The sequence below is a fragment of the Archangium violaceum genome (assembly GCF_016887565.1).
Lineage (GTDB): Bacteria > Myxococcota > Myxococcia > Myxococcales > Myxococcaceae > Archangium > Archangium violaceum_B.
In genome coordinates this window covers 8,129,530-8,154,243 of record NZ_CP069396.1, presented here as the reverse complement: position 1 = coordinate 8,154,243, position 24,714 = coordinate 8,129,530, and the positions used below count along the sequence as shown (strand labels likewise).

General features: G+C 68.0%; 16 protein-coding genes. 6 read left to right on the top strand and 10 right to left on the bottom strand.

What is annotated here, in order from left to right:
• Positions 1-50: 50 nt before the first annotated feature.
• On the top strand, positions 51-986 hold the full coding sequence (locus tag JRI60_RS32465; RefSeq protein ID WP_204219810.1) for an ADP-ribosylglycohydrolase family protein: 936 nt from the start codon (positions 51-53) through the stop codon (positions 984-986).
• Here the strand turns inward: JRI60_RS32465 and JRI60_RS32460 are convergent.
• From JRI60_RS32460 to metF, 5 genes are all read right to left on the bottom strand, one after another.
• Positions 983-2,983, bottom strand: a complete 2,001-nt coding sequence (locus JRI60_RS32460; RefSeq protein WP_204219809.1) for a TonB-dependent receptor — start codon at positions 2,981-2,983, stop codon at positions 983-985. The two genes, JRI60_RS32465 and JRI60_RS32460, sit on opposite strands and share 4 nt — an antisense overlap.
• Positions 2,984-3,304: 321 nt before the next feature.
• Entirely contained in the window at positions 3,305-3,715 is a 411-nt protein-coding gene (locus tag JRI60_RS32455; RefSeq protein ID WP_204219808.1) for a hypothetical protein, read from the bottom strand.
• Positions 3,716-3,812: 97 nt separating this feature from the next.
• On the bottom strand, positions 3,813-4,703 hold the full coding sequence (locus tag JRI60_RS32450; protein ID WP_204219807.1) for an alpha/beta fold hydrolase: 891 nt from the start codon (positions 4,701-4,703) through the stop codon (positions 3,813-3,815).
• Positions 4,704-4,767: 64 nt separating this feature from the next.
• A complete protein-coding gene (locus tag JRI60_RS32445) occupies positions 4,768-5,190 on the bottom strand; it encodes a hypothetical protein (RefSeq protein ID WP_204219806.1) in 423 nt (140 codons plus the stop codon).
• Positions 5,187-6,059: a methylenetetrahydrofolate reductase [NAD(P)H] gene (gene metF / locus JRI60_RS32440; RefSeq protein WP_204219805.1), complete on the bottom strand. Its 873-nt coding sequence runs from the start codon at positions 6,057-6,059 to the stop codon at positions 5,187-5,189. Before metF ends, JRI60_RS32445 begins: the two co-directional genes overlap by 4 nt.
• Before the next feature lie 108 nt (positions 6,060-6,167).
• Here metF and gcvT point away from each other — a divergent pair, with 108 nt between their 5' ends.
• From gcvT to JRI60_RS32415, 5 genes are all read left to right on the top strand, one after another.
• Complete coding sequence (gene gcvT, locus JRI60_RS32435; protein ID WP_204219804.1) at positions 6,168-7,256, top strand: glycine cleavage system aminomethyltransferase GcvT; 1,089 nt, start codon at positions 6,168-6,170, stop codon at positions 7,254-7,256.
• A gap of 41 nt (positions 7,257-7,297) precedes the next feature.
• Positions 7,298-7,687 carry a glycine cleavage system protein GcvH gene (gcvH, locus tag JRI60_RS32430; protein WP_204219803.1) on the top strand — a complete coding sequence of 130 codons (390 nt, stop codon included), beginning with the start codon at positions 7,298-7,300 and terminating at the stop codon, positions 7,685-7,687.
• A 78-nt stretch (positions 7,688-7,765) separates the two neighbouring features.
• Complete coding sequence (gene gcvP, locus JRI60_RS32425) at positions 7,766-10,663, top strand: aminomethyl-transferring glycine dehydrogenase (RefSeq protein WP_204219802.1); 2,898 nt, start codon at positions 7,766-7,768, stop codon at positions 10,661-10,663.
• A gap of 434 nt (positions 10,664-11,097) precedes the next feature.
• Positions 11,098-14,214 (top strand): HYR domain-containing protein, encoded by a 3,117-nt coding sequence (locus JRI60_RS32420; protein ID WP_204219801.1) that lies wholly within the window; start codon positions 11,098-11,100, stop codon positions 14,212-14,214.
• Between the two features lie 470 nt (positions 14,215-14,684).
• Positions 14,685-17,972 (top strand): FG-GAP-like repeat-containing protein, encoded by a 3,288-nt coding sequence (locus JRI60_RS32415; protein ID WP_239469831.1) that lies wholly within the window; start codon positions 14,685-14,687, stop codon positions 17,970-17,972.
• A 114-nt stretch (positions 17,973-18,086) separates the two neighbouring features.
• On the opposite strand, the gene JRI60_RS32410 is transcribed toward JRI60_RS32415, so the two are convergent.
• From JRI60_RS32410 to JRI60_RS32390, 5 genes are all read right to left on the bottom strand, one after another.
• The gene (locus JRI60_RS32410) at positions 18,087-19,148 is read right to left on the bottom strand and encodes an AI-2E family transporter (RefSeq protein ID WP_204219799.1); all 1,062 of its coding nucleotides are present in this window, start codon (positions 19,146-19,148) and stop codon (positions 18,087-18,089) included.
• A 158-nt stretch (positions 19,149-19,306) separates the two neighbouring features.
• The gene (locus JRI60_RS32405) at positions 19,307-21,499 is read right to left on the bottom strand and encodes an ATP-binding protein (RefSeq protein WP_239469830.1); all 2,193 of its coding nucleotides are present in this window, start codon (positions 21,497-21,499) and stop codon (positions 19,307-19,309) included.
• A gap of 193 nt (positions 21,500-21,692) precedes the next feature.
• Complete coding sequence (locus JRI60_RS32400) at positions 21,693-23,441, bottom strand: DUF885 domain-containing protein (RefSeq protein ID WP_204219798.1); 1,749 nt, start codon at positions 23,439-23,441, stop codon at positions 21,693-21,695.
• Positions 23,442-23,529: 88 nt separating this feature from the next.
• Positions 23,530-23,721 carry a hypothetical protein gene (locus JRI60_RS32395; RefSeq protein WP_204219797.1) on the bottom strand — a complete coding sequence of 64 codons (192 nt, stop codon included), beginning with the start codon at positions 23,719-23,721 and terminating at the stop codon, positions 23,530-23,532.
• Between the two features lie 109 nt (positions 23,722-23,830).
• On the bottom strand, positions 23,831-24,712 hold the full coding sequence (locus JRI60_RS32390; RefSeq protein WP_204219796.1) for a cation diffusion facilitator family transporter: 882 nt from the start codon (positions 24,710-24,712) through the stop codon (positions 23,831-23,833).
• Positions 24,713-24,714: the final 2 nt, after the last annotated feature.

The window sequence follows — 24,714 nt, the reverse complement described above, 5'->3', positions numbered from 1 at the left end:
GTCGTCGGGTCTGGATGAGACTGGCGGATGGAGGCGCGAGGGAATCCGCGATGCCAACCTACCAGGAACGAATCGAAGGCGGTCTCTACGGGCTGCTCATCGGAGACGCACTCGGAGTCCCCTATGAGTTCCACCCGCCCGAGCGGATTCCCGCCCCCGAGCTGATCGAATTCGAGCCCCCGGCCGGATTCTCGCGGGCCCACGAGTCCGTCCCGCCGGGCACGTGGTCGGACGACGGCGCGCACGCGCTGTGCCTGCTGGCCTCGCTGCTCTACCGGAAGACGCTGGACCTGGAGGACCTGGGGCGGCGGCTCGTGAACTGGTACGAGCTCGGGTACATGGCGGTGGACTACGAGGTGTTCGACGTGGGCATCCAGACGCGGGAGGCCCTGGCGAACGTCCGAGCGGGAGTCCCCGCGCTGAAGGCCGGTCCGAGTGGCGAGCGGGCCAACGGGAACGGCTCGCTGATGCGGGTCCTGCCGCTGGCGCTCTGGCATCGGGGAGACGACGCGGCACTGGCGAGGGACGCCATGCTCCAGTCCCGGGTGACGCACGGGCACATGCGCTCGCAGGTGTGCTGCGCGCTCTACTGCCTCTGGGCCCGCAGGACGTTGGAGGGCTCCGCGGACGCGTGGGCGGACGCCCTCGCCACCTTCCGCGAGCTGTACCCCGAGCCCCTGGAGCAGCGCACGGAGCTGGAGTCGGCGGTGCGGCCGGACTCGCCGGACACGGGGAGGGGGACCGGGTACGTGGTGGACTGCCTGCACTCGGCGCGCGACTGCATGGCGGCGGGGCCCTACGAGCGCGTGGTGAAGGCGGCCATCATGCTCGGGCACGACACGGATACGACGGCGGCGGTGGCGGGCGGCATCGCCGGGCTCCGGGACGGCATCCAGACCATCCCGGAGCGGTGGCGCAACGCCCTGCGCGGCACGGAGTTGGTGGAGCCCCTGTTGAAGGAGCTCCTCGCACTCCGCGGGCGTTAGAAGAAGAAGCTCACGCTCGCCTGCGCGTTGAGGGGCGCGCCGGGGGTGAAGTGGAGATCCTCACACCCCTCGAAGGCATCCCCCTCGCCCGCGGGCCGAGTGCCCGCCGGACAGCTCTCCGGACCCGCCTCGGACTGCAGCCGCGAGACGTTGGCGAACTGGGCCTCGCGCCACGGGGTGTTGAGCGCGTTCTGCACGCTCACGTTCACCTCGTAGAAGGAGCCCCGGTAGCCCAGCGCCGCGTCCACGCGGGTGAAGCCCTCGGCGATGAGGAAGCGGTCCTCGGTGGCCGGGCGGTCGCCCAGGTGCAGCACGCCGAGCCGGCCGTAGAAGCCGCTCGGGTGACGGGCGGACACGCCGCCCGCGAGGATGAGCGTGGGGGCGAGCGCGACCGCGTCACCGTTGCCGGCGTTCTGCACGTAGGTGGCGCGAGACAGGGTGAGGTCCGCGTCCGCGAAGAGCCAGGGAAGCACCTTCAGCCGGGCCTCGGCCTCCACGCCCTGGCGGCGGGTGGCACCGCGCGCCTCGGTGGCGCCCGCGTCGCCCACCCAGACGAGCTCGCTGTCCAGGTCGAGCTGGAACACCGAGCCCGCCAGGTCCAGCCGGTCGAACAGCCGCGTGCGCGCGCCGAGCTCGTAGCCCCGGGCCCGCGTGAGTGGCGTCACCGGCTCGGGCTGGCGCACCACGCCGCGCGCGTCGTTGGAATGGAAGCCGTGGCCGAAGTTCACGTACAGGTCGGTGTTGGAGAGCGGGCTGAGCACGAGGCTGGCCTTGGGCGAGACACGCGAGGCCTGCTCCACTCCGGAGCTCTTCGTCCCGAGCGCGGCCATGTCCTCCATGTGGTCGTCCACGTCGAAGCCGAAGGAGTCCGCGCGCAGGCCGAGCACCGCCCTCAGCCACGGCGTGAAGACGATGTCCTCCTGCGCGTAGACGCCGAGGCTGCCCTCGAGGATGTTCGCGTCCACCACGGTGGCCAGCCGCTTGCGCGCCTTGTCCTGGCTCAGGCCGTTCTCGATGTTGTCGGAGCGCACCTGCGTGCCGATGGTGGTGTCGAAGGAGATGCCACCCCACTTGCGCCGGAAGCGGTAGCTGGCGTTGAAGCCCAGCACCGTGCGCTTGTCGTTCTGCTCGATCATGTCCCCGTTCACGGGGTCGGCGCTGAAGAAGGTGAAGTTGGAGTAGAGGTTGAGCCGGTACTGGATGCCATACGCCATGACGTTCACCTCGCCGTCATCGCGGGTGAGGGTGCGCCAGGTGGCGTAGGCGCTGTGGCGCTGCGAGTTGCCGCCCTCGGAGTCGTCCACCGTGCCGAAGCGATTCAGCCGGCCGGCGTTCACCTCGCGCAGGGGAACCTGGCCGCTCGCGTTCCAGCCGCTCCCGTACGAGGTGAGCGCCAGGGACAGCGTGGAGTGGTCGGAGATCCGCCGCGTCACCTTCGTGAAGAGGCTGTAGCGCTCCATCTTCTCCGGGTTGAGGAAGGGGCCGTTGGTGCCGTACACCTGCCCGGCCACCACGGGGCTCCAGCCCTCCATTTCCGGAGCGGCGACGAACATCCCGCGCCAGGTGGAGAAGGAGCCACCGCCCAGCGTCACCTGACTGGACTCGAAGTCACGGCGCGTCACCAGGTTGACCGCGCCCGCGGTGGCGAAGTCCCCGTCCTGCGCGAAGTAGGGACCCTTGCGCACCTCCACGCGCTCGATGAGCTCGGGGATGATCCAGTTGAGGTCCGCGTAGCCCTGGCCGTGCCCGTGGCTCACCATGTTGACGGGCACGCCGTCCACGAAGAGCGCCACGTCCGTGCCGTGGTCCGCGTCGAAACCGCGCAGGAAGTACTGGTTGGCCTTGCCTCCGCCCGCGTGCTGCACGGTGTAGAAGCCGGGCACCACCTGGAGGATGTCCGCCGGGCGCGGGCGCGGGCGCAGCAGGAAGTCCCGGTCCCGCACCGAGGAGGACGAGGCCGCCGTGAAGGGCCTCTTCGCCGTCACCGTCGTACTCATGCCCGAGGGCTCCGACGGCGGCGTGAGGGCGGGGGGCACTGGCTCGGCCACCGGGGGCGGCACGGGTTCGGGCACGAGGCTTGGAGGCGTCGCGGGCTCCACCGGGGTGGAGGGCTCGGCCCGGGGTGCGGTCTCCCCGGGGGGGGTGCTCGAGAGGGTGGGGGAATCCGTTTCGGGGGATTGGGCGAACGACGGAACAGCGGACACAACCGTGGCGATCGCGGCCAGCCGGGCCGCGCGAGAGGACAGCATGGAAGAACGACCTCGATGCGAAGATGAGGAGACGAAGAAGACGGACCGACTCTGGGACGTCGGTGTCTCCTACGGCGCCTGGGGCATCGCGGTCGGACGGAGCGGCTCGCCGGAGCGCGGGCGCTCCTGGCCCAGGTGCCGGGTGCCGGCCTCGAGCCAGATGACCTGCATCCGGGGCAGGGCGATCGAGGGCAGCGCCACCGCCTGGAGGTGCTCGACGCTGCCGACGCCGTGCGTGTGGCCGGCCGGCGTTCCCTCGTCTCCGTGTTTGCCCGAGGGGTCGTGCGAGTGGGGCTGGCTCTCGTCGTGTGGAGCGGGGTGCTCGTGGGAGATCCAACCCCGCGCCGAGGGCCTGGCGGAGGAGGGCTGTGCTTCCCCGTGTCCGTAGACGGCGTGGAGCACCGGCGCGAATGCCAGGCCGTACACGGCCACCAACAGGCCGAGTCTGCCCAGATCGCGACGGTCTTCCCTCTTCAACAAGACGGCGTGCTCCTCACGGATGGACTTGGGACGACCCTCACCCCAGCCCTCTCCCAGAGGGAGAGGGGGCCTACACGGTTCATCCGCGGATGACCAGCTACTTCTCCCGCATGAACTCGCGCAGGTACTGCGAGAGCAGCGCCGGCTTCTCCAGGGAGACCCAGTGGTCGGCATCGGGGATGCGCTTGATGGAGAGGTGCTTCACGAGCTCCTCCAGCCCCTTCTGACCCGATGGCAACAGGTAGGTGTCCTGCTCTCCGTGGATGAAGAGCACGGGGAGGTGCACCTCGAGCTGCTGCGGCTTCAGACCGTCCAACAGGTTGCTGCCACCCTGACCGCCCTGTCCGTCCGGCGGACCGAGCTTCGCCGCCCGGTAGTAGTTGAGACCGCCGGTGATGGCGCCCGGCTGCTTCCAGGCGGCGATCATCTCGGCCTCGTCCTCGGCGGAGATCTGGGCGCCGAGCTGCCGGGCCGCCCCGATCATCGCCTGCCGTCCGAAGGCGTAGTCATCGGCCATGATGGCCTGCTCGGCCTGGGGCGAGCGGAAGAGCAGCATGTACTGGCTGGCCTGCTGCTGGGCGGGGTTCTCGCGCAGATCCCTGTTGAAGAGGGCGGGGTGCGTGATGTTGATGGTGGCGAACCGGCGCACGTACTCGGGGTGGCGCAGCACGAAGCTCCAGCCCACCAGCGCGCCCCAGTCCTGCGAGACGAGGGTGAACTTCTTGAGCTTCAGGTGGTCCGCCAGCGCGCGGATGTCCGCCACCAGGTGCTCGACGTGGTACTGCTCGACCTCGGTCGGCTTGGAGGTCAGGTTGTAGCCCCGCATGTCCGGGGCGATGACCAGGTGGTCCTTGCCCAGCTCCTCGAGCTGCTTCTTCCAGACGCCCCAGTACTCGGGGAAACCATGGAGGAAGAGGATGGGCTCGCCGGCACCGTGCGTCACGTAGTGCATGCGGATGCCGTTGATGTCTGCGTACCGGTGTTCCATGAAGTGCCCCCCTCGGGCCTGTATCGGGTGCGCGGCGAGGATAAAGGGGGGCACTGCGTGTCCGCTAGGTGAAGTGCTGTCGCACCTCGGGAGCGTTGAGCGTGAACAGCATCCACGCGCCCACGGGGACACCCATGCAGCAGGCGGGAGCCAGCGGGAGCATGGCGGTGACGGAGCCCACCACCACCAGGCCCCAGCTGCGCAGGCTGAAGGCGCTCCATGCGCCCCAGATGCTCAACGCCCGGGCGACCACCGCTCCCAGGATGGTGAGGATCAGCGACCACGTCACCGGCTGGGCCTGCTGGACGACGGATGGATCCGCTCCCGTCGGCATCTGGAAGCCGAGCAACATGGCCACGAGCACCCCCACGCAGAAGAGGATGTCGAGCACGCCCACGCACAGCAGCAGGAACGCCGGCGGACGCAGCCTGCGCAGCGCGGGCAGCCGCGGATCTCCCGGCGGGACGTTCAGTCCGGGTCCACTCATGAGCGGGCCCGCAGCGCGCTCACGATCATCCGGGTCGCCGGAGACTTGTTGAGCGTATAGAAGTGGATGCCCGGCACGCCGCGCGACAGCAGCTCCATGCACTGCACCGTGGCGTGTGCCACGCCCAGCTGCACCAGCGCCTCCGGCTGATCCTTCACGCGCTCCAGCTGGAGCGTCAGCCGCATGGGCACCGTCGCCCCGCACATGCGCGTGAAGCGCTGCACCTGCTCGTAGTTGGTGATGGGCATGATGCCCGGGACGATGGGCACGTTGATGCCGATGCGGCGCGCCCGCTCCACGAAGTCGAAGTAGAAGGCGTTGTCGAAGAAGAGCTGGGTGATGACGAAGTCCAGGCCCGCGTCCACCTTGGCCTTCAGGTGCTTCAGGTCCTCGTCACGCGAGCCGGTCTCCACGTGGCCTTCCGGATAGCACGCCCCGCCCAGGCAGAAGTTGAAGTCCTCCTCCCGGATGAAGCGCACCAGCTCGGTGGCGTTGCGCAGGCCTCCGGGCACGGGCTCGAACGTCTTCTGCCCCTGGGGCGGATCTCCCCGCAGCGCCAGCACGTTCTCGATCTTCGCCTGCGCGAGCCGGTGCAGCACCTCGCGCAGCTCGTCGCGCGTGTGGCCCACGCACGTCAGGTGCGCCATGGCCTCGATGCCCGTCTCGCGCTTGATGCGGGTGACGAGCTCCACCGTCTTGTCCCGTGTGCTGCCGCCCGCGCCGTAGGTGACGGACACGAACCCTGGATCCAGGAGCGCCAGGTCCTCCAGCGTCTTCAAGAGGTTGGCCGTGCCTTCATCGGTCTTTGGTGGAAAGAACTCAAATGAGAAGCACGGGTTGGACGGATTCAAACGATTGCGGATCTTCATGACGCGAGCAGTCTAGATCGTCCCAGGTGTATCCCCGAGAGCCTTGATTGAAGGAAGTGCGCGGCTATAGTCCGCGCCGCTTTTACACCCCCTCCCAGGAGAGAACACATGGTTGCCCGGCGTACGCCGCTCAACGAGGCCCACCGCAGGTTGGGCGCCCGCATGGTGGATTTCGTGGGCTGGGACATGCCGGTGCAGTACAGCTCCGTCATCGGCGAGCACGAGGCCGTGCGCACCGCCGTCGGTCTCTTCGATGTGTCTCACATGGGGGAGATCGAGTTCTCCGGTCCCGGTGCCCTCGAGACGGCCAATCGGCTGATCACCAACGACCTCTCCAAGGCCGCGGACGGCCAGGCCCTCTATGCCGGCCTGCTCAATGACCAGGGCGGCTTCGTGGATGACGTGGTGGCGTACCGCTTCTCGCCCGAGCGGATCCTCATCGTCGTCAACGCCTCCAACAAGGACAAGGACTTCGCCTGGATGCAGGCGCGCGCCCAGGGCGTGAAGCCGGTGGATCGCAGCGACGACTTCGCGCAGATCGCCGTGCAGGGCCCCAAGGCCCCCGGCCTGGTGCAGCGGCTCACGCGGGTGGACCTCTCCAAGATTGGCACCTATCGCTTCACCGAGGGCCAGGTCGCTGGCGTGCAGTGCATCATCTCCCGCACCGGCTACACCGGCGAGGACGGCTTCGAGCTGTACTGCGCGCCCGGTGAGGCGGAGAAGCTCTGGGAGGCGCTCCTGAAGGAGGGCCAGCAGGATGGCGTGAAGCCCTGCGGCCTGGGCGCCCGCGACAGCCTCCGCACGGAGATGAAGTTCGCCCTCTACGGCAACGACATCGACGACAACCACACGGCCCTGGAGGCGGGGCTGGGGTGGATCTGCAAGCTCGACAAGCAGGGCGGTTTCATCGGTCAGGACGTGCTGGTGAAGCAGAAGGCCGAGGGCGTGAAGCGCAAGCTGGTGGGCTTCGAGCTGACCGGCTCCGGCATTCCCCGCCATGGCTACCCCATCCTCAAGGACGGGCAGCGGGTGGGCGAGGTGACGAGCGGCACCATGGGCCCCATGGTGAAGAAGCCCATCGGTATCGGCTACGTGCCCACCGGGCTGGCCACCGAGGGCTCGACCTTCGACGTGGAGATCCGCGGCCGTCCGGTGCCCGCCGTCGTGGTGAAGACCCCCTTCTGGAAGAAGTCCTGAGCATTCCCAAGCCCTGAGCATCCCTACCGAGGAGCACGGACATGGCCGGCAACATTCCGCAGAATCTCAAGTACACGAAGGAGCACGAGTGGGCCCGAATCGAGGGCAACCGCGTGGTGGTGGGCGTCACCTCCCATGCCCAGGAGGCCCTGGGTGACGTGGTGTACGTGGAGCTGCCCAAGGTGGGCGCCACACTCACCGCTGGCAAGCAGTTCGGCGTCATCGAGTCCACCAAGGCCGTGTCGGATCTCTTCTCCCCGCTCACCGGCAAGGTGGTGAAGGTGAACGACGCCCTGAAGGACAGCCCCCAGACGATCAACTCGGACCCCTACGGGGCGGGGTGGATCGTCGAGCTCGAGCCCTCGGACACCAAGGAGCTGGCCGGCCTCATGGACGCCAGCGCGTACGAGAACCTGCTGAAGAACTCCTGACGCTTCCGGGTGAGAACAGGCCCGGCCCGGCTGTTATCTCCGGTCCCTTCGTTTCACCCGCACCGCGAGTGCTGATCTATGTCCTTGAACTGGAAATACCAGGAGTCGTTCGCCGACCGGCACATCGGGCCGGATGAGAAGGAACTGCAGGGGATGCTGAAGGCCGTGGGCGTGGGCTCGTTGGACGAGCTCATCGACCAGACGGTGCCCGCTGCCATCCGTTCGAAGGAGCCGCTGAAGATGGCGGCGCCCCAGTCGGAGCACGACGCGCTCGCGGTGCTGGAGACCATCGCGGCGAAGAACCAGCTGTTCCGGTCCTTCATCGGAATGGGCTACTACGACACCCAGACCCCGAACGTCATCCTGCGCAACATCCTGCAGAACCCGGGCTGGTACACCCAGTACACGCCCTACCAGGCGGAGATCGCCCAGGGCCGTCTGGAGGCGCTGCTCAACTACCAGACGATGGTGATGGAGCTCACGGGGATGGAGGTGGCCAACGCCTCCCTGCTCGACGAGGGCACCGCCGCCGCCGAGGCCATGGCCCTGGCGCTGCACACCCAGGGCGAGGGCACCGGAGGCGCCTTCTTCGTCTCCGAGACGTGCCACCCGCAGACGCTCGACGTGGTGCGCACCCGCGCCCATCCGCTGGGCGTTGAAGTCGTGGTGGGCGACCACCGCACGGTGGACCTGAGCGCGAAGAAGTACTTCGGCGGGCTGGTGCAGTACCCGGCCACCGATGGCGTGGTGCACGACTACCGGGCCTTCGGGGAGAAGCTGCACGCGGCCGGGGCGCTCTTCATCGTCGCCACGGATCTGCTGGCGCTCACCATGCTCACCCCGCCGGGTGAGTTCGGCGCGGACGTGGCGGTGGGCAGCGCCCAGCGCTTCGGCGTGCCCATGGGTTACGGCGGTCCGCACGCGGCCTTCTTCGCCACGAAGAACGCCTTCACCCGCGTGATGCCGGGCCGCATCATTGGCGTGTCCTCGGACGCCGAGGGCCGTCCCGCCCTGCGCATGGCGCTGCAGACGCGCGAGCAGCACATCCGCCGCGAGAAGGCCACGAGCAACATCTGCACCGCGCAGGTGCTGCTGGCCATCATGGCCGGCATGTACGCCGTGTACCACGGGCCCAAGGGGCTGAAGTCCATCGCCGAGCGCGTGCACGGGTTGACCGTGCTGCTGGCGCGCGGCCTGACGAAGCTGGGCTACGGCGCCAACTACGAGAACGTCTTCGACACGCTGCGTGTCGAGGCCGCGCCGCCGCACATCCGCGCCATCCTGTCGGCCGCCGAGGCCAAGGGGATGAACTTCCGCCGCATCGACGAGCGCGCCGTGGGGCTGAGCCTCGACGAGGCCACCCGTCCGTCCGACGTGGAGGCCATCCTCTCCGTGTTCGCCGGTGGCAAGCCCCTGGGCTTCACCCTGGAGGAGCTGGGGGCGGAGCTGCGCAGCACCCTGCCCGAGGGCCTGCGGCGCACCACCCCGTTCCTCACGCACCCGGTCTTCAACAGCTACCACTCCGAGACGGAGATGCTGCGGTACATCCGCCGCCTCGAGTCGAGAGACCTGTCGCTCACGCACTCGATGATTCCGCTCGGCTCGTGCACGATGAAGCTCAACGCCACCGCGGAGATGATTCCGGTGACGTGGCCGCAGTTCGGCAAGCTGCATCCGTTCGCGCCCAGCTCGCAGGCGGCGGGCTACCGCGTCCTGTTCGAGCAGCTGGAGCAGATGCTGGCCACCGTGACGGGCTTCTCGGGCGTGTCCCTGCAGCCCAACGCGGGCAGCCAGGGCGAGCTGGCGGGCCTGCTCGTCATCCGCGCCTACCAGCAGCACCGGGGCCAGGGTCACCGCGACGTGTGCCTCATTCCCTCGTCGGCGCACGGCACCAACCCTGCGTCGGCGGTGATGGCGGGCTACAAGGTGGTCGTCGTCAAATGCGACGAGAGCGGCAACATCGACGTGGCGGACCTGCGCGTCCGGGCCGACGAGCACAAGGACAAACTGGCCGCCCTGATGGTGACCTATCCGTCCACGCACGGCGTGTTCGAGGAGGAGATCAAGGAGATCTGCTCCATCGTCCATGAGCGCGGCGGTCAGGTGTACATGGATGGCGCGAACCTCAACGCGCAGGTGGGGCTGACGAAGCCGGCGGAGATCGGCGCGGACGTCTGCCACATCAACCTGCACAAGACGTTCTGCATCCCGCACGGTGGTGGAGGCCCGGGCATGGGTCCCATCTGCGTGGCGAGCCACCTGACGCGCTTCCTGCCGGCGCACCCGGTCATCTCCACGGGGGGCAAGGAGGGCATCGGGGCGATCTCCGCGGCGCCGTGGGGCAGCGCGAGCATCCTGGTCATCTCGTGGATGTACATCGCGATGATGGGGGCGGAGGGGCTGACGAAGGCCACGAAGATGGCGATCCTCAACGCCAACTACATCGCGGAGCGGCTGCAGCCGCACTACCCGGTGCTGTACCGGGGCAAGCGGGGCCGGGTGGCGCACGAGTGCATCGTGGACCTGCGGCACCTGAAGAAGACGGCGGGCATCGAGGTGGAGGACGTGGCCAAGCGGTTGATGGACTACGGCTTCCACGCGCCCACGGTGTCCTTCCCGGTGGCGGGCACGTTGATGATCGAGCCGACGGAGAGCGAGTCGAGGGCGGAGCTGGATCGCCTGTGCGACGCGCTCATCTCCATCCGCGAGGAGATCCGCGAGATCGAGGATGGGAAGGCGCCCAGGGACAACAACGTGCTGAAGAACGCGCCGCACACGGCGCGGGTGATCACGGCGCAGGAGTGGAACCGGCCGTACTCGCGCGAGAAGGCGGCGTTCCCGGCGCAGTGGGTGGTGGACCACAAGTTCTGGCCGGCGGTGGGCCGACTGAACAACGTGTTGGGAGATCGGAAGCTGGTGTGCTCGTGCCCGCCGATCGAGGACTACATGACGCCGGAGCCGTCGAGGGCGGCGTGAAGCACCACCCCCTCACCACGAACAACAACCCCTCTCCCTTCGGGAGAGGGACGGGGTGAGGGTAGAGGAGGACTCGGGTTCGATTCCTCCGTGAGAACCGACAGCAAAGGGCTCGGAGCCGTGTATCGGTTCCGGGCCCTTCGCATTTCAGGCTAAAGGCACACCCGCGCGAGGCCGCCTTTTCTCAGCATCAGATAAAAACAAAGTCGGTCTTTATCCGCGTATCTGTGATTGCGGAGCACAACCGGTGCCAGCACGGTTCAGCACGTACATCCAGGATGAAGAGTTCCGTGGGAGGCTGTCTCAATGAGCTGTTCTCGGCTCTCAAGAGATGTATAAAACCGCTTTTCCGGTGTCTACGGTTTGGTACATTGTCAGTGCAAAAGGGGGCGGCAGTGAACCGGGTCGTACCCGACAGCCGAGGAGAGGGAGACATGAAGCTCAAACGCAACAATCAGAGCCCGCAGTGTCGTGAGCGGAGCCGGAGAGGCGGGAGGCTCTTCGTTGGGCTGGTGGCGCTGGCATCTGGGGGCGCTTGCGGCATCACGGAGTCGCAGGAGCCGTCCAAGGCACGGGAGGTGAGCCACCTCGCGGAGCGCTGTGAGGTTCCGCCGCCCTTCACGGGCCACTTCGAGCCGGAGCTGCAGTGGAAGTGGGAGGGCAGCTCGGTGCTGCCGGCCTTCAAGCAGGTGATGATGCAGCCGGCGGTGGTGGACGTGAACCGGGACGGCACGCCGGACATCGTTTTCAGCACCTTCGACGGCGACTTCTACAACGCCAGAGCCCAGGCCAACGAGAACGCCAACATCAACGGCGTGCTGCGCGCCATCAGCGGCAACAACGGTACCGAGCTGTGGACCGTGAGCGACCCGCAGTACCGGGTGAAGCCGGCCGCCAGCATCACCGCTGGAGACATCGACGGCGACGGCGCGGTGGAGATCTGCGGCATTCCGGAGGACGGCCGCGGAATCATCTGCTTCGAGAACGACGGCAGCTTCAAGTTCCGCTCGGCCCCGGACGCCAACGACTACAACGAGTGGGGAGGCCCCTCGCTGGCGGACCTGGACGGCGACGGCGCGGTGGAGATCCTCGACGGCAACCGCGTCTACAGCAACACGGGCGCGCTGAAGTGGGTGGGCGAGCGGGGGATGGACGGAGCCCTGTACACGGGCCCCATCTCGTTCGCGGCGGACATCGACCAGGACGGAAAGCAGGAGGTGGTCAACGGCCACTCCGTCTACCGGCACGATGGCTCCCTCAAGTGCACCAACCTGCAGATGGAGGGCGGTGGCTACTCGGCGGTGGCCAACTTCGACGGTGACGCGGCCGGAGAGATCGTCGTGACGGGCCGCGAGAAGGTGAGCCTGCTGGACGACGACTGCTCGCTGCTGTGGAGCCGGGACGTCTACTACACGGATCCCGGACAGTCCTTCCCCACCAGCCGCGGCCACGGTGGCGCGGCCAACATCGCGGACTTCGACGGCGACGGGCAGCTGGAGATCGGCCTGGCGGGCGACTGGTTCTACACCGTCTATGGCGCCGATGGCGCCGTGAAGTGGACCCTGCCCATCCAGGAGTACAGCTCCGGCAAGACGACCTCCACCACCTTCGACCTGGATGGCGATGGCAAGCTCGAGGTCATCTACGCCGACGAGCTGTGGCTGCGCATCCTCGACGGCGTGACGGGCACGGTGCGCTGGCAGACGCGCCACAGCTCGGGCACCACGTACGAGTACCCCATCGTGGCGGACGTGGACGCTGACAACGCGGCGGAGATCATCGTGGTGGAGAACAACCACGCGGCGCCTGGGTTCAACGGCATCCGCGTGTACCACGACACCCAGGAGGGCTGGGCCAACACGCGGCGCATCTGGAACCAGCACGCCTACTCGGTGACCAACGTCAACAACGACGGCACCATCCCCGCCCAGCCGGCGACCAACTGGCTCAACCCCAAGCTCAACACCTTCCGCTCCAATACCGCGGGCTTCTTCGGTGAGGGCCCCAGCCCCTACGCCGCCGCGGACCTCGTGGCTTCCGTCGTGTCCTCCGGGTGCGAGAGCGGCACGCTGTCGATCAACGCCCTGGTGCGCAACCAGGGCCAGGCGGAGGTAGCCCCGGGCCTGAAGGTGGCCTTCTACAAGGGCAACCCGGCGTCGGGTGGCACGCGGCTCGCCGTGGTGACCGTCCCCAACGCGCTGCCCGCGGGCGCCAGCGCCAACGTCACCGCCTCCTTCACCTCCACCTTCACGGGCACCGCCGAGGTGTTCGTCGTGGCGGACGATGACGGCACGGGCCAGGGCCGAGACCTCGAGTGCCGCGAGGACAACAACTCCGCCTCGGCGTCGGTGGACCTCACGTGCAAGGCGACCCCGGCCAACCAGCCGCCCGTGGCGGTCTGCCGCGATGTCACCGTCAGCGCGGATGCCACCTGCCAGGGTGGCGCCAGCGTGAACAACGGCAGCTACGACCCGGACAACGGGCCCGCGCCGCTGTCCGTCTCCGAGGCGCCCAACACCTCCTTCGGTCTGGGCAGCCACCCCGTCGTGCTGACGGCCTCCGACGGTGAGGCGAGCGCCCAGTGCGTGGGCACCGTCACCGTGGTGGACACCACGAAGCCCAACGTCCTCTGCCCGGAGTCGAAGGTCCTCCAGACGTGCTCCACGTCCGGAGCCCAGGCCACCTACACGACCTCGGCCAATGACAACTGCGGCCCGGCGCCCGTGACGTGCTCGCACGCCTCCGGCACCACCTTCCCGGTGGGTGACACGACCGTCACCTGCTCCGCGAAGGATGGCTCCGGAAACACCGTCTCCTGCGGCTTCAACGTGAAGGTGGTCGGTGACGCCACGCCGCCGACGCTCAGCTGCCCCACCGCCCCGGTGGTGGTCAACGCATGCTCCGGCAGCTCCAAGGCCACCTTCGAGACCAGCGCCACGGACAACTGCGGCCCGGTGGCCGTCACCTGCTCGCACGCCTCTGGCTCGTCCTTCCCGACGGGTGACACGAACGTCACCTGCTCGGCCCAGGACGCCTTCGGCAACGCGGCCTCGTGCAACTTCGTCGTCCGCGTGACGGGCGCGGATCCCTCCACGCCTCCCACCCCGGGCGCCGACCTGGGTTACGAGCTGTGGTCGCCCAACCACAAGTACGAGTACGCGCCCATCTCCCTCTCCCAGTGCGCCGCGCCCGCGACGGATGCGTGCGGCAACCCGCTGCCGCTGGAGCAGTATGGCCGCATCCTTCGCGTCACCTCGGACGAGGTGGAGGACGCCAACGGCAACGGTGACGGCCGCACCTGCAATGACATGGTCATCGTGAACGACACGTCCGTGCAGCTGCGCTCCGAGCGCGAGGGCACGGGTGACGGCCGCGTCTACACCGTCCACTACGTCGTCACGAGCGGCTCCGGCGTCTCCACGCAGAGCAGCTGCCACGTCTACGTGCCGCACGACCAGTCCGGCCGTGGCGCGGTGGACAGCGGCGTGAAGTTCTGCGTCGGCACTGGATGCCCGGGGAACACCGCGGAGCACAGCCCGCTCTGCAAGTGAGCCGCGAGCAGATTGAAGTTCGGGTGAAGTGAAGGAAGGGCCCGGAACCGCCAGTTGGTTCCGGGCCCTTCGCCTTTTCTCTCTCTTTAAAAGACTTAGAGAGAAACGCGGGTCGGTTCATGTCCGCCCGTCTGTGATTCCAAGACATTGAGAGGAATTCGGGTCGGTCCGTATCCGTGTGCCTGTGATTGCGGCGCACAGACGGTGCCAATGCAGTGCGGCAAATGCATTCACATCGCAGAATTCCTGAGACACGTGTCTGGGTGAAGTGTTATGGCCAACCCTGTCCGGTACTAAACCGCTATTTCGGGATCCACAGGTTGGTACACTGTCAAATCACCGGGGGGCTGCAGTGAACCGGGTCATGCCCGAAAGCCGAGGAGAGGGGAAACATGAAACTCGAGCGTAAAACTCGGAGCCCTCAGAGCCGTCAGTGGGACCAGAGGCGTGGGAGGCTCTTCGTTGCGCTGGTGGCGCTGGCATCTGGGGGCGCTTGCAGCACCGCGGAGTCGAAGAAGCCGTCCAACGCTCAGGAGGTGAGTCACCTCGCGGATCGCTGTGAGGTTCCGCCGCCCTTCACGGGCAACTTCGAGCCGGAACTGCAGTGGAAGTGGGAGGGCAGTGCGGTCCTGCCGGCCTTCAAGCAGGTGATGATGCAGCCGGCGGTGGTGGACGTGAACCGGGACGGCACGCCGGACATCGTCTTCAGCACCTTCGACGGCGACTTCTACAACACCAAGGCGCAGGCCAACGAGAACCCCAACGTCAACGGCGTGCTGCGCGCCATCAGCGGCAACAACGGCACCGAGCTGTGGACCGTGAGCGACCCGCAGTACCGGGTGAAGCCGGCGGCCAGCATCACCGCCGGTGACATCGACGGCGACGGCGCGGTGGAGATCTGTGGCATTCCGGAGGACGGCCGCGGAATCATCTGCTTCGAGAATGACGGCAGCTTCAAGTTCCGCTCGGCCCCGGACGCCAACGACTACAACGAGTGGGGAGGCCCCTCGCTGGCGGACCTGGACGGCGACGGCGCGGTGGAGATCCTCGACGGCAACCGCGTCTACAGCAACACGGGCGCGCTGAAGTGGGTGGGCGAGCGGGGGATGGACGGAGCCCTGTACACGGGCCCCATCTCGTTCGCGGCGGACATCGACCAGGACGGAAAGCAGGAGGTGGTCAACGGCCACTCCGTCTACCGGCACGATGGCTCCCTCAAGTGCACCAACCTGCAGATGGAGGGCGGTGGCTACTCGGCGGTGGCCAACTTCGACGGTGACGCGGCCGGAGAGATCGTCGTGACGGGCCGCGAGAAGGTGAGCCTGCTGGACGACGACTGCTCGCTGCTGTGGAGCCGGGACGTCTACTACACGGATCCCGGACAGTCCTTCCCCACCAGCCGCGGCCACGGTGGCGCGGCCAACATCGCGGACTTCGACGGCGACGGGCAGCTGGAGATCGGCCTGGCGGGCGACTGGTTCTACACCGTCTATGGCGCCGATGGCGCCGTGAAGTGGACCCTGCCCATCCAGGAGTACAGCTCCGGCAAGACGACCTCCACCACCTTCGACCTGGATGGCGATGGCAAGCTCGAGGTCATCTACGCCGACGAGCTGTGGCTGCGCATCCTCGACGGCGTGACGGGCACGGTGCGCTGGCAGACGCGCCACAGCTCGGGCACCACGTACGAGTACCCCATCGTGGCGGACGTGGACGGTGACGACGCGGCGGAGATCATCGTGGTGGAGAACAACCACGGAGCGCCGGGCTTCAACGGCATCCGCGTGTACCACGACAAGCAGGAGGGGTGGGCCAACACGCGGCGCATCTGGAACCAGCACGCCTACTCGGTGACCAACGTCAACAACGACGGCACCATCCCCGCCCAGCCGGCGACCAACTGGCTCAACCCCAAGCTCAATACCTTCCGCTCCAACACCGCGGGCTTCTTCGGTGAGGGCCCCAGCCCCTACGCCGCCGCGGACCTCGTGGCCTCGGACGTGTCGGCCGTGTGCGACAGCGGCTCGCTGCTGCTCAGCGCCCGCGTGCGCAACCAGGGCGAGGCGGCGGTGGCCGCTGGCCTGAAGGTGGCCTTCTACAAGGGCAACCCGGCCTCGGGTGGCACGCTGCTCGCCGTGGGCACCGTCCCCAATGCGCTGCCGGTGGGCGCCAGCTCCCTGGTGACCGTCTCCATCACCTCCAGCGTCACGGGCACCGCCCAGGTGTTCGCCGTGGTGGATGACGACGGCACGGGCAAGGGCCGCGACCTCGAGTGCCGCGAGGACAACAACACCGCCTCGGCCACGGCGGATCTCACGTGCCGGGTGAACCCGGCCAATCAGCCGCCCGTGGCGATCTGCCGCGATGTCACCGTCAGCGCGGATGCCATCTGCCAGGGCCGCGCCACCGTGAACGACGGAAGCTACGACCCGGACAACGGGCCCGCGCCGCTGTCCGTCTCCGAGGCGCCCAACACCTCCTTCGGTCTGGGTAGCCACCCCGTCACCGTGACGGCCTACGACGGTGCGGCGAGCGCCCAGTGCGTGGGCATCGTCACCGTGGTGGACACCACGAAGCCCAACGTCCTCTGCCCGGAGTCGAAGGTGGTCCAGACGTGCTCGCCGTCCGGAGCCCAGGCCACCTACACCGCCTCGGCCAACGACAACTGCGGCCCGGCACCCGTGACGTGCTCGCACGCCTCCGGCACTACCTTCCCGGTGGGTGACACGGCCGTCACCTGCTCCGCGAAGGATGGTTCCGGCAACGCCGCCTCCTGCGGCTTCAAGGTGAAGGTGGTCGGCGACACCACGCCTCCGTCCATCCTCTGCCCGTCCGCTCCGGTGGTGGTCAACACGTGCTCCTCGAGTGGCAATGCCACCTTCTCGGTCAAGGCCACCGATAACTGCGGTGCGGTGCCCGTCACCTGCTCGCGCGCCTCTGGCTCCTCCTTCCCGGTGGGTGACACGACCGTCACCTGCTCGACGAAGGATGCCTTCAACAACACCGCTTCGTGCAGCTTCGTCGTCCGGGTGAACCGCGGCACCGCCAACGGTGGTTCCTGCGGCGGTAACGGTGGTGGCTGCGGTGGCCACGGTGGCGGCGGCCACGGTGGTGGTGGCCACGGTGGTGGTGGCCACGGTGGTGGCTGCGGTGGCCATGGTGGTGGTGGCCACGGTGGTGGCTGCGGTGGCCACGGTGGCGGCGGCCACGGTGGTGGTGGCCACGGTGGTGGCTGCGGTGGCCATGGTGGTGGTGGCCATGGTGGCGGCGGTCATGGCAATGGCTGCGACCACGGTCACGGCAACGGCGGTCACGGTAATGGCTGCGACCACGGTCACGGCAACGGCGGTCACGGTGATGACTGCGACCACGGCCACGGCAACGGCGGCCACGGCGATGACTGCGATCACGGCCACGGCAACGGCAATGGTGGCGGCCACGGTGATGACTGCGACCACGGTCACGGCAACGGCGGCCACGGCGATGACTGCGACCACGGCCACGGCAACGGCGGCCACGGCGATGACTGTGACGACGACCACGGCCATGGCAATGGTGGCGGCCACGGCGATGACTGCGACGACGACCATGGACACGGCAACGGCGGCCATGGCAATGGTGGCGGTCACGGCGATGACTGTGACGAGGACCACGACCACGGTGGTGGCCACGGCAACGGCGGCCATGGCAATGGTGGCGGTCACGGCGATGACTGTGACGAGGACCACGACCACGGTGGCGGTCACGGTCACGACTAGTCCGCGTCAGTTGAACGTGGGTGTACGGTTCGGGTGAAGTGGCAGTTCGGGTGAAGTAGGAGGAGGGCCCGGAACCGATGGGAGGTTCCGGGCCCTTCGCCTTTTCCGTCCCCACTACGGCACGGGGGGCACGCGCTCGCCGAGCTTCTCCCGGCGGACGAGCAGCAGCTCCCTCACGATGATCTGCGCGGCGGCCACGAGCGGTACCGCGAGCACGGCGCCGATGATGCCGGCCAGCTCGGCGAAGAAGACCACCGCGAACAGGGTGAGCAGCGGGTCGACGTGCACCGTGCGCCGGAAGACGAGAGGCGCCAGCACGTTGCCTTCGAGCTGCCCGTACAGGATGAAATAGATGAACGTCGCCATCGCCTTCCACAGCCCGCCCGTGGCGAGCGTCAGCAGGGTGATGGCGCCGCCGGCCATGATGGGCCCCGCGTAGGGGATCATGCTGGAGAAGCCGCTCATGATGCCCAGGGGCAGGAAGTAGGGCATTCCGATGATGGCCAGGAAGGTGGTGGTGAGGGTGGCGTTGATGGAGCAGATGAGGGAGAGCCCCCCCAGGTAACCCCCGGTCGCGGTGTACACCTTGCCCAGCACGCGCTCGTACCGCGCGCGGCGCTCGGGGAGGGCCTGGGAGAGCATGCGCCGCACCAGCCCCGGCCCGAAGACGAGCATGAACACCACCAGGAAGCCGACCGTGACCGCCGCGCCCGCCAGGCTGAAGGCGCCGGTGACGGCGTGCAGCAGGGGCGGCAGCGCGCCCGAGGCCAGCTCAGAGGGGCTCCGATCCTGCCGCCGCAGTTGTTGCAGGATGTGGAAATGCGCGTCGAGCCACCGGAAGAAGCGCGAGGCTCGGAACTCGGCGACGAGCCCCGGCGCCTGTTCCACCAGCGCCTGGACCTGGGTGAGGGCGGACGGAATCACCCACAGGGCCACCGTCACCAGGGCGAACAGCAGCACGGAGAGCACGAGCGTGATGGCGGGGCCCCGCTTCATGCGGAGCCGCATCAGCAGGACCACCAGGTGGTTCAGCGCGACCGCGATGAGCGCGGCGAGGCCCGTCAGGATCAGGGCCACTTCCGCCTTCACGATCAGCACGGCGAGCGTCACCACCGCCAGCACGGCGAAGCACACGGTGAACGTCGTCTTGAGCGTCACCTGGGACGGGGACCCCATCGACGAATTGATGCCAGCCACCGATGCCCCCGTTCTTCCGAGCCACCGTCTTCCTCCACGGTGCTTCGTGCTCCGTGCGGCCGCAAACACCCCAGGCCCGCCCGCCAGGGCTCCTGCCGTCCGGCCCTAACCGAGCCGACTTCCGCCCGCTTCCTGGCTCACTTCGACTCCTGGGCCGGGAGGTAGGGCATCTCCAGCGTGAAGGTGGCGCCGCGGCCCGGTCCTTCACTGTGGACGTGCAGTGTGCCGCCCAGCTCCTGGGCCGCCAGCGCGCTGGAGTGCAGGCCGAAGCCGTGTCCCTCCTCCCGGGTGGTGAAGCCGTACTGGAAGATGCGGGTGAGCATCTCTGGCGCGATGCCCATGCCGTTGTCGTGAATCTCGATGCGGACACGCTCGTCGGGGGTGCGCTCCAGCTTGAGGACGAGGCGCCGCTCGCTCACGGGCACGTCATCCATGGCGTACTTGGCGTTGCTGACCAGGTTGACCAGGATCATCAGCGTCTTGTGCTTGTCGGTGAGCACGTGTGGCAGCGAGGCCAGGTGCCGCTCCACCGTCACCTGATGGCGGGTGAGCCCGGCCGCGTTGATGCGCAGCGCGTCCTCCACCAGATCCGACAGGAGGACCGGCTCATGCACCCGGGGCGTCCGGGCATAGTTCTGCTGCACCTTGACGATGTCGCCGATGTGCTCGGTGTACCGGCCCACGTCGTTGAGCAGCGAGACGATCTCCTGCCGGTCATCCAGCAGGTTCTGTCCCAGCTTGCTCAGGAAGGGCATCAGATGGCGTCCCCGCTCATCCTGCGCGAGGAAGGTCGCGAGGTCCGGTTGCCGCTCCTGGAGCATGTTCGCCACCCGGCCCACGTGTTCGAGCCGCATCCCGGTCACCCGCTCCTTGGCGACCTGCGCCGAGGTGTAGACGCTGTTGAGCACGTTGCCCACGTTGTGCAGCACGTTGGTGGCGATCTCCGCCATGCCCGCCTGCCGAGCCGTCTTCACGAGCTGCTGGTGGACGTCCTTCAGCTCGCGGGTGCGCTCCTCGACGCGCTGTTCCAGTCCTTCATTGGCCTGTCGCAGTTCCTCCTCGCGCTGCTGGACCCGATCGGCCATCTGCCGGAAGGCGCGTGCCAGTTGACCCAGCTCGTCGCCGCGTTCGGTGTTCAGCCCGACCTGGAAGTCTCCGGCCGCCACCCTGTCGGTGGCCTGGGTGAAGGCGAGCAGCGGACGGGTGATCTGCTGTGTCAGGACCCAGGCGACGATGACCAGCTCCAGCAGCAGGGACAACAGGCCGAGCAGCATCACGTAGCGCGCCGCATGGAGGGCGGGCCGCGACATGGCGCTCTCGGGGAGCACCGTGGCGAAGAACCAGTTGGGGCCTCGCAGTCGTGTCACGCCGAGGTACTCGCCATACTCCGAGAGCTCCACCACCCGCTGTTCGGGCCGATGCTTCTTCGCCCGCTCGACGATGGTTCCCAGATGTTTCGTCCGCTCCTCGGAGATGGACTTCGAGGCGTCTTCCAGATTCATGTCGGGATGGGCAATGGGCCTGCCATCCTCGCGGAAGATGACGTTGTACGCCTCCGGCAGGTGGTCGCTGGTGGTGCGTGCCATCAACTCCTCGAGGAGGACGTCGTGGCTGATGGACGCGGCATGGCGGCCCTCCATGTCCAGCGGAGTGGTGGCCGTGGCCATCCATTTGTCGCTGACGTCCTCCTTGTAGACGCCGGACCAGGCCGTCTGCCTCCGCGTGTTGTTCTCGGGCCGGCTGGTCTGGAAGTACTCCATCGTGGTGGCCGAGAAGAGGGGATCGGCGTCCTGGCACCAGGTGGGTCGCTCGGGCCAGTAGACGCCAATCACCCCGTCCGGAAACGTGATGAAGGTGTTCGTGAAGCGCGTATGGAAGGCGGGCCCATACTGGAGGAGCACGTCGTAGGCGGCCAGGAGCCGGCGGCGCAGGTCCATGTCGACGGTGACGCCCCGGGGAACCAGGACACCTGGCATCTTCGTGCCGTCGAAGACATCGGGGCGGTTGCGGATCGCGCCGTCGGACATCCGCACGAAGAGGCTGTCGAAGCGGGCGCTCACGTCCTCCTTCTGGAAGGACTGGAGCCTTTCCTCCAGGGCCTTCTTGAAGACGGTGTGATTGTCCTCCGCGAGCAGGAAGATGGCCTCCTCCCGCTGACCGCGCTCCGTCACATGCTGCTCCAACTGCGCCAACGACTCGGTGCGCAGGGTCTGGTGCATGTGGAGGTAGCTGAAGATGGTGGAGAGGGTGATCACGACCGCGATGCGAGCGCCCATCTTGATGAGCGTCGAACGGGCCAGGGGAGCTTGCAGGCGGGGGGATGGGGGCATGGGTTGCGTGTGCCGCAAGGGACACGACTCCCTGGAGGGAAATTCCTCGCGGAAGCAGGCGAGGAGGTGCCTGTCACGAAGGTTCCCGCGGCTCGCGGCGCGGGGAGGCCCCACTCGCTCCGTTGGTCCCCCGGCGGGAGGCGCGAGGGCCGCCCGCACTCCGGCTCCCCGCAGGGATGGGCCCAGGTACGTCTCAGTTGTCGCCGAACATCAACTGTCGGACGACGGGCACGGGCGGGTAGCCGTAGGACACGACGGCGTCATGGAAGCGCTGAAGGGTGAAGTCCTTGCCCCAGCGCGCCCTGGCCTCCTCGCGCAGCTCCAGGAGCATCTTCTTGCCCAGTGCGTACACCAGGTAGGTGGGATCGCTCGTGCCACGGCGTGCCTCGCGCTCGGCGTTGGTGCGCGTCATGTAGGCCTGCTCCTCGAAGAAGCGCACCGCCTGCTCGTACGTCATGCCGCGCGTGTGCAGCGACAGGCCCACCTGGTAGCGCGCCAGCCGCTGCAGGTAGAGCGCCAGCTGGTTCAGCTTCAGCTTGTCCGCCTTCAGCCCCGTGCCGCCGTAGCCGGTCTCCAGCATCATCTGCTCGGTGTACAGGCCCCAGCCCTCGCTGAAGGAGCCGCTGCCCATCAGCCGGCGCACCTTCGAGTCCACCCGGTTCGTCCACAGGAACTGCACGTAGTGGCCCGGGTAGGCCTCGTGGATGGACACGAGCTCCAGCGCCTGGTGGTTGTAGAAGCTCATGTGCTGCTCGGTCTGCTCGGCGCTCCAGGTCGGGTCCGGCGGCGTCACGTAGTAGTAGGCCTCGGTGGCGCGCGTCTCGTACGGGCCTGGGGTGCTCATGCTGGCGAAGGAGAGCGCCCGGTTGAAGCTCGGCGTCTCCGCCACCAGGGCCCGCACCTCGCTCGGGATGGTGATGATGTGGTGGTCCACCAGGTACTGGCGGATGCTCTCCAGCATCGCCCGCGTGGTGGGCACCAGCTCCGCCGGCGTGGGGTGCTCCTTGCCCAGCTCCCGGTACACGTCCATGGGCGCCTTCGTGGCGTCGATCCGGCGCGCCACCTCGCGGAACTCGTCCTGCGTGCGCTTGAGCTCCGTGCTGCCCCACGCCAGCAGGCTGTCGATGTCCTCGGTGACGCCCTCCTCGTACTCCAGCTTCCGGCGGTAGATGGACTCGCCGATGGCGAAGTCACCGTTGGAGCGCGGCAGCAGATCCTGCTTCAGGAAGCGCACGTAGTCCTCCAGGGCCGCCAGCACCTTCGCCTGCTCCTGCTTGAAGGCCGCCTGCAGGGCCTCGTCCTTCACCGGCGCGAAGGCCTGGGGCAGCGTCTCCACGAAGAGCGAGCGCGTCCCAGCCGCCTGCTGCAGGGCGATCTCCGTCCAGATCCGCGGCGGGTTCTTCAGCGTCGCCTTGCCCGTGGCGAACACCTCGGGCACCCGCGCCATGCGCGCCACCGCCGAGCGCATCCGCTGCTCGATGGGCGCGAAGTCCCGGTTGATGAGCTGGTAGACGGAGCCGGAGGCGAGGCTCAGGTAGGTGTTCGGGTTGCGCTCCCAGCCACGCACCTCCTCGAGCTCCAGGATGCGGGCCTTCAGGTTGGATTGGAAGATGTCGTAGTCGGCCCGGTCCAGCGGGGGCAGCGCCGAGCGGTCCACCTGCTGGGGCAGGGCGGCGAGCTCCGTCTTCAGGAAGGCGAGCCAGTCCAGCTGCTCCTTTGGGGTGAAGCCAGCCAGCTGGTCATCGTAGGTGTGCAGCCCCCGGGCCGTGGCGGCCATGGGGAAGCGGCGGAACTGTTCCTCGAAGTGCGCGTCGACGAGGCGACGCAGGGATTGCTGGGCGGGGGACAGCGAGGGGGCCTCCGCCTGGGCGGCGGGGCGCGTGGTGGCACAGGCGGACAGCAGGACGAGCAGCGCGGCGATGAGCGCGCGAGGGGACGACACGTGCAATCAACACCTCCGGTGGGTGCTGGAGCCTCGCCCACCGGAGTCCCCGCCACAACCCGCGAGTGGAAGGTCATGGCGGCGTGGTTCAGCAGTGCGCCACGGTCCTCGTGGTGGTGAAGAGGAGCACGGGGCGGAAGAGCTCATCGAGCTCGTCGTGTGCGGCGGCGTTGCGTCGTGCCTGTTCCGCGGCGTTGCGGAGGACCCTCCTTCCCGAGAGAAGAAGGCGCGCTCCCAGGAACGCGAAGGTGGTGACGAAGATGGCGGTCTCGAAGCTCATGGTTTCCAGCCCTCCCTTTCAGGGTTCATAGGGTCAGGGTCCTGAAACAGGCTTTGTGACCGGAAGCTGGGGCCGCTGGTGGAGCGGGCGGGCAGGGGAGCCCGAAGGCTCAGGGAGAGGGCTCCACGTGCACCACCACGTCCACCACCTCGGGGAACTCCGCCTGAAGACGGCTCTCCACGGCGTCGGCCAGCGCGTGGGCCTTCGCCGTGGTGAGCTGCGGATCCACTTCGATCTTCAGGTCCACGTACACCGTCCCCTCCATGCCCCGGCTGCGCACGTCGTGACACGAGCGCACGCCCGGGACCTGGAGGGTCAGGTTCATCACCTTCTGCGGATCCAACCGCGCCGTGTCCGAGAGGATGCCCACCGCCTGCTTGACGATGCCCCACGCCACCCGGGCCACCACCGCCAGCACCGCCAGCGTGACGATGCCGTCCGCCTTCGGGTAGCCCAGCCACACCAGCCCGATAGACACCAGCACCGCCAGGCTCACGCCCACGTCCGACAGCGTGTGCCGCGCGTCCGCCAGCAGCAGCGGGCTCTTGAGCTTCTCGCCCTGGCGGCGCTCGATGCTCGTGACGGCCAGGTTGACGAGCAGCGTGCCTCCCATCACCCCGGCCATGAGCGGGGTCACCTGGGGGTGCCGGTCATGCAGCAGCGAGTCGAACGCCATGCGCCCCAGCTCCAGCATGGCGATGCCGATCATCGCCCCGATGCCCAGGGAGGCGAGGGCCTCGAACTTGCCGTGGCCATAGGGGTGGTCCTCGTCCGCCGGCCGGGAGGCCACCGACATGGCCACCAGCCCGAGCACGTTGGAGCCTCCGTCGATGAAGGAGTGCACGCCGTCCGCGGTCACGGCGGCCGAGTCGCTCAACAGCCCGAAGACGAGCTTGGCCAGCGCCACGGCCCAGTTGGCCACGAGGATGGAGGCGAGAACGACGCGTATCTTGCGGTTGCGCTCGAGCAGGGGGGCGTCCACGCGGCGCACCC

Bases quoted from the DNA above. Each gene is read 5' to 3' on its own strand.
- JRI60_RS32465 (WP_204219810.1), top strand. From the start codon at position 51: ATGCCAACCTACCAGGAACGAATCGAAGGCGGTCTCTACGGGCTGCTC.
- JRI60_RS32460 (WP_204219809.1), bottom strand. From the start codon at position 2,983: ATGAGTACGACGGTGACGGCGAAGAGGCCCTTCACGGCGGCCTCGTCC.
- JRI60_RS32450 (WP_204219807.1), bottom strand. From the start codon at position 4,703: ATGGAACACCGGTACGCAGACATCAACGGCATCCGCATGCACTACGTG.
- JRI60_RS32445 (WP_204219806.1), bottom strand. From the start codon at position 5,190: ATGAGTGGACCCGGACTGAACGTCCCGCCGGGAGATCCGCGGCTGCCC.
- metF (WP_204219805.1), bottom strand. From the start codon at position 6,059: ATGAAGATCCGCAATCGTTTGAATCCGTCCAACCCGTGCTTCTCATTT.
- gcvT (WP_204219804.1), top strand. From the start codon at position 6,168: ATGGTTGCCCGGCGTACGCCGCTCAACGAGGCCCACCGCAGGTTGGGC.
- gcvH (WP_204219803.1), top strand. From the start codon at position 7,298: ATGGCCGGCAACATTCCGCAGAATCTCAAGTACACGAAGGAGCACGAG.
- gcvP (WP_204219802.1), top strand. From the start codon at position 7,766: ATGTCCTTGAACTGGAAATACCAGGAGTCGTTCGCCGACCGGCACATC.
- JRI60_RS32420 (WP_204219801.1), top strand. From the start codon at position 11,098: ATGAAGCTCAAACGCAACAATCAGAGCCCGCAGTGTCGTGAGCGGAGC.
- JRI60_RS32410 (WP_204219799.1), bottom strand. From the start codon at position 19,148: ATGGGGTCCCCGTCCCAGGTGACGCTCAAGACGACGTTCACCGTGTGC.
- JRI60_RS32405 (WP_239469830.1), bottom strand. From the start codon at position 21,499: ATGCCCCCATCCCCCCGCCTGCAAGCTCCCCTGGCCCGTTCGACGCTC.
- JRI60_RS32395 (WP_204219797.1), bottom strand. From the start codon at position 23,721: ATGAGCTTCGAGACCGCCATCTTCGTCACCACCTTCGCGTTCCTGGGA.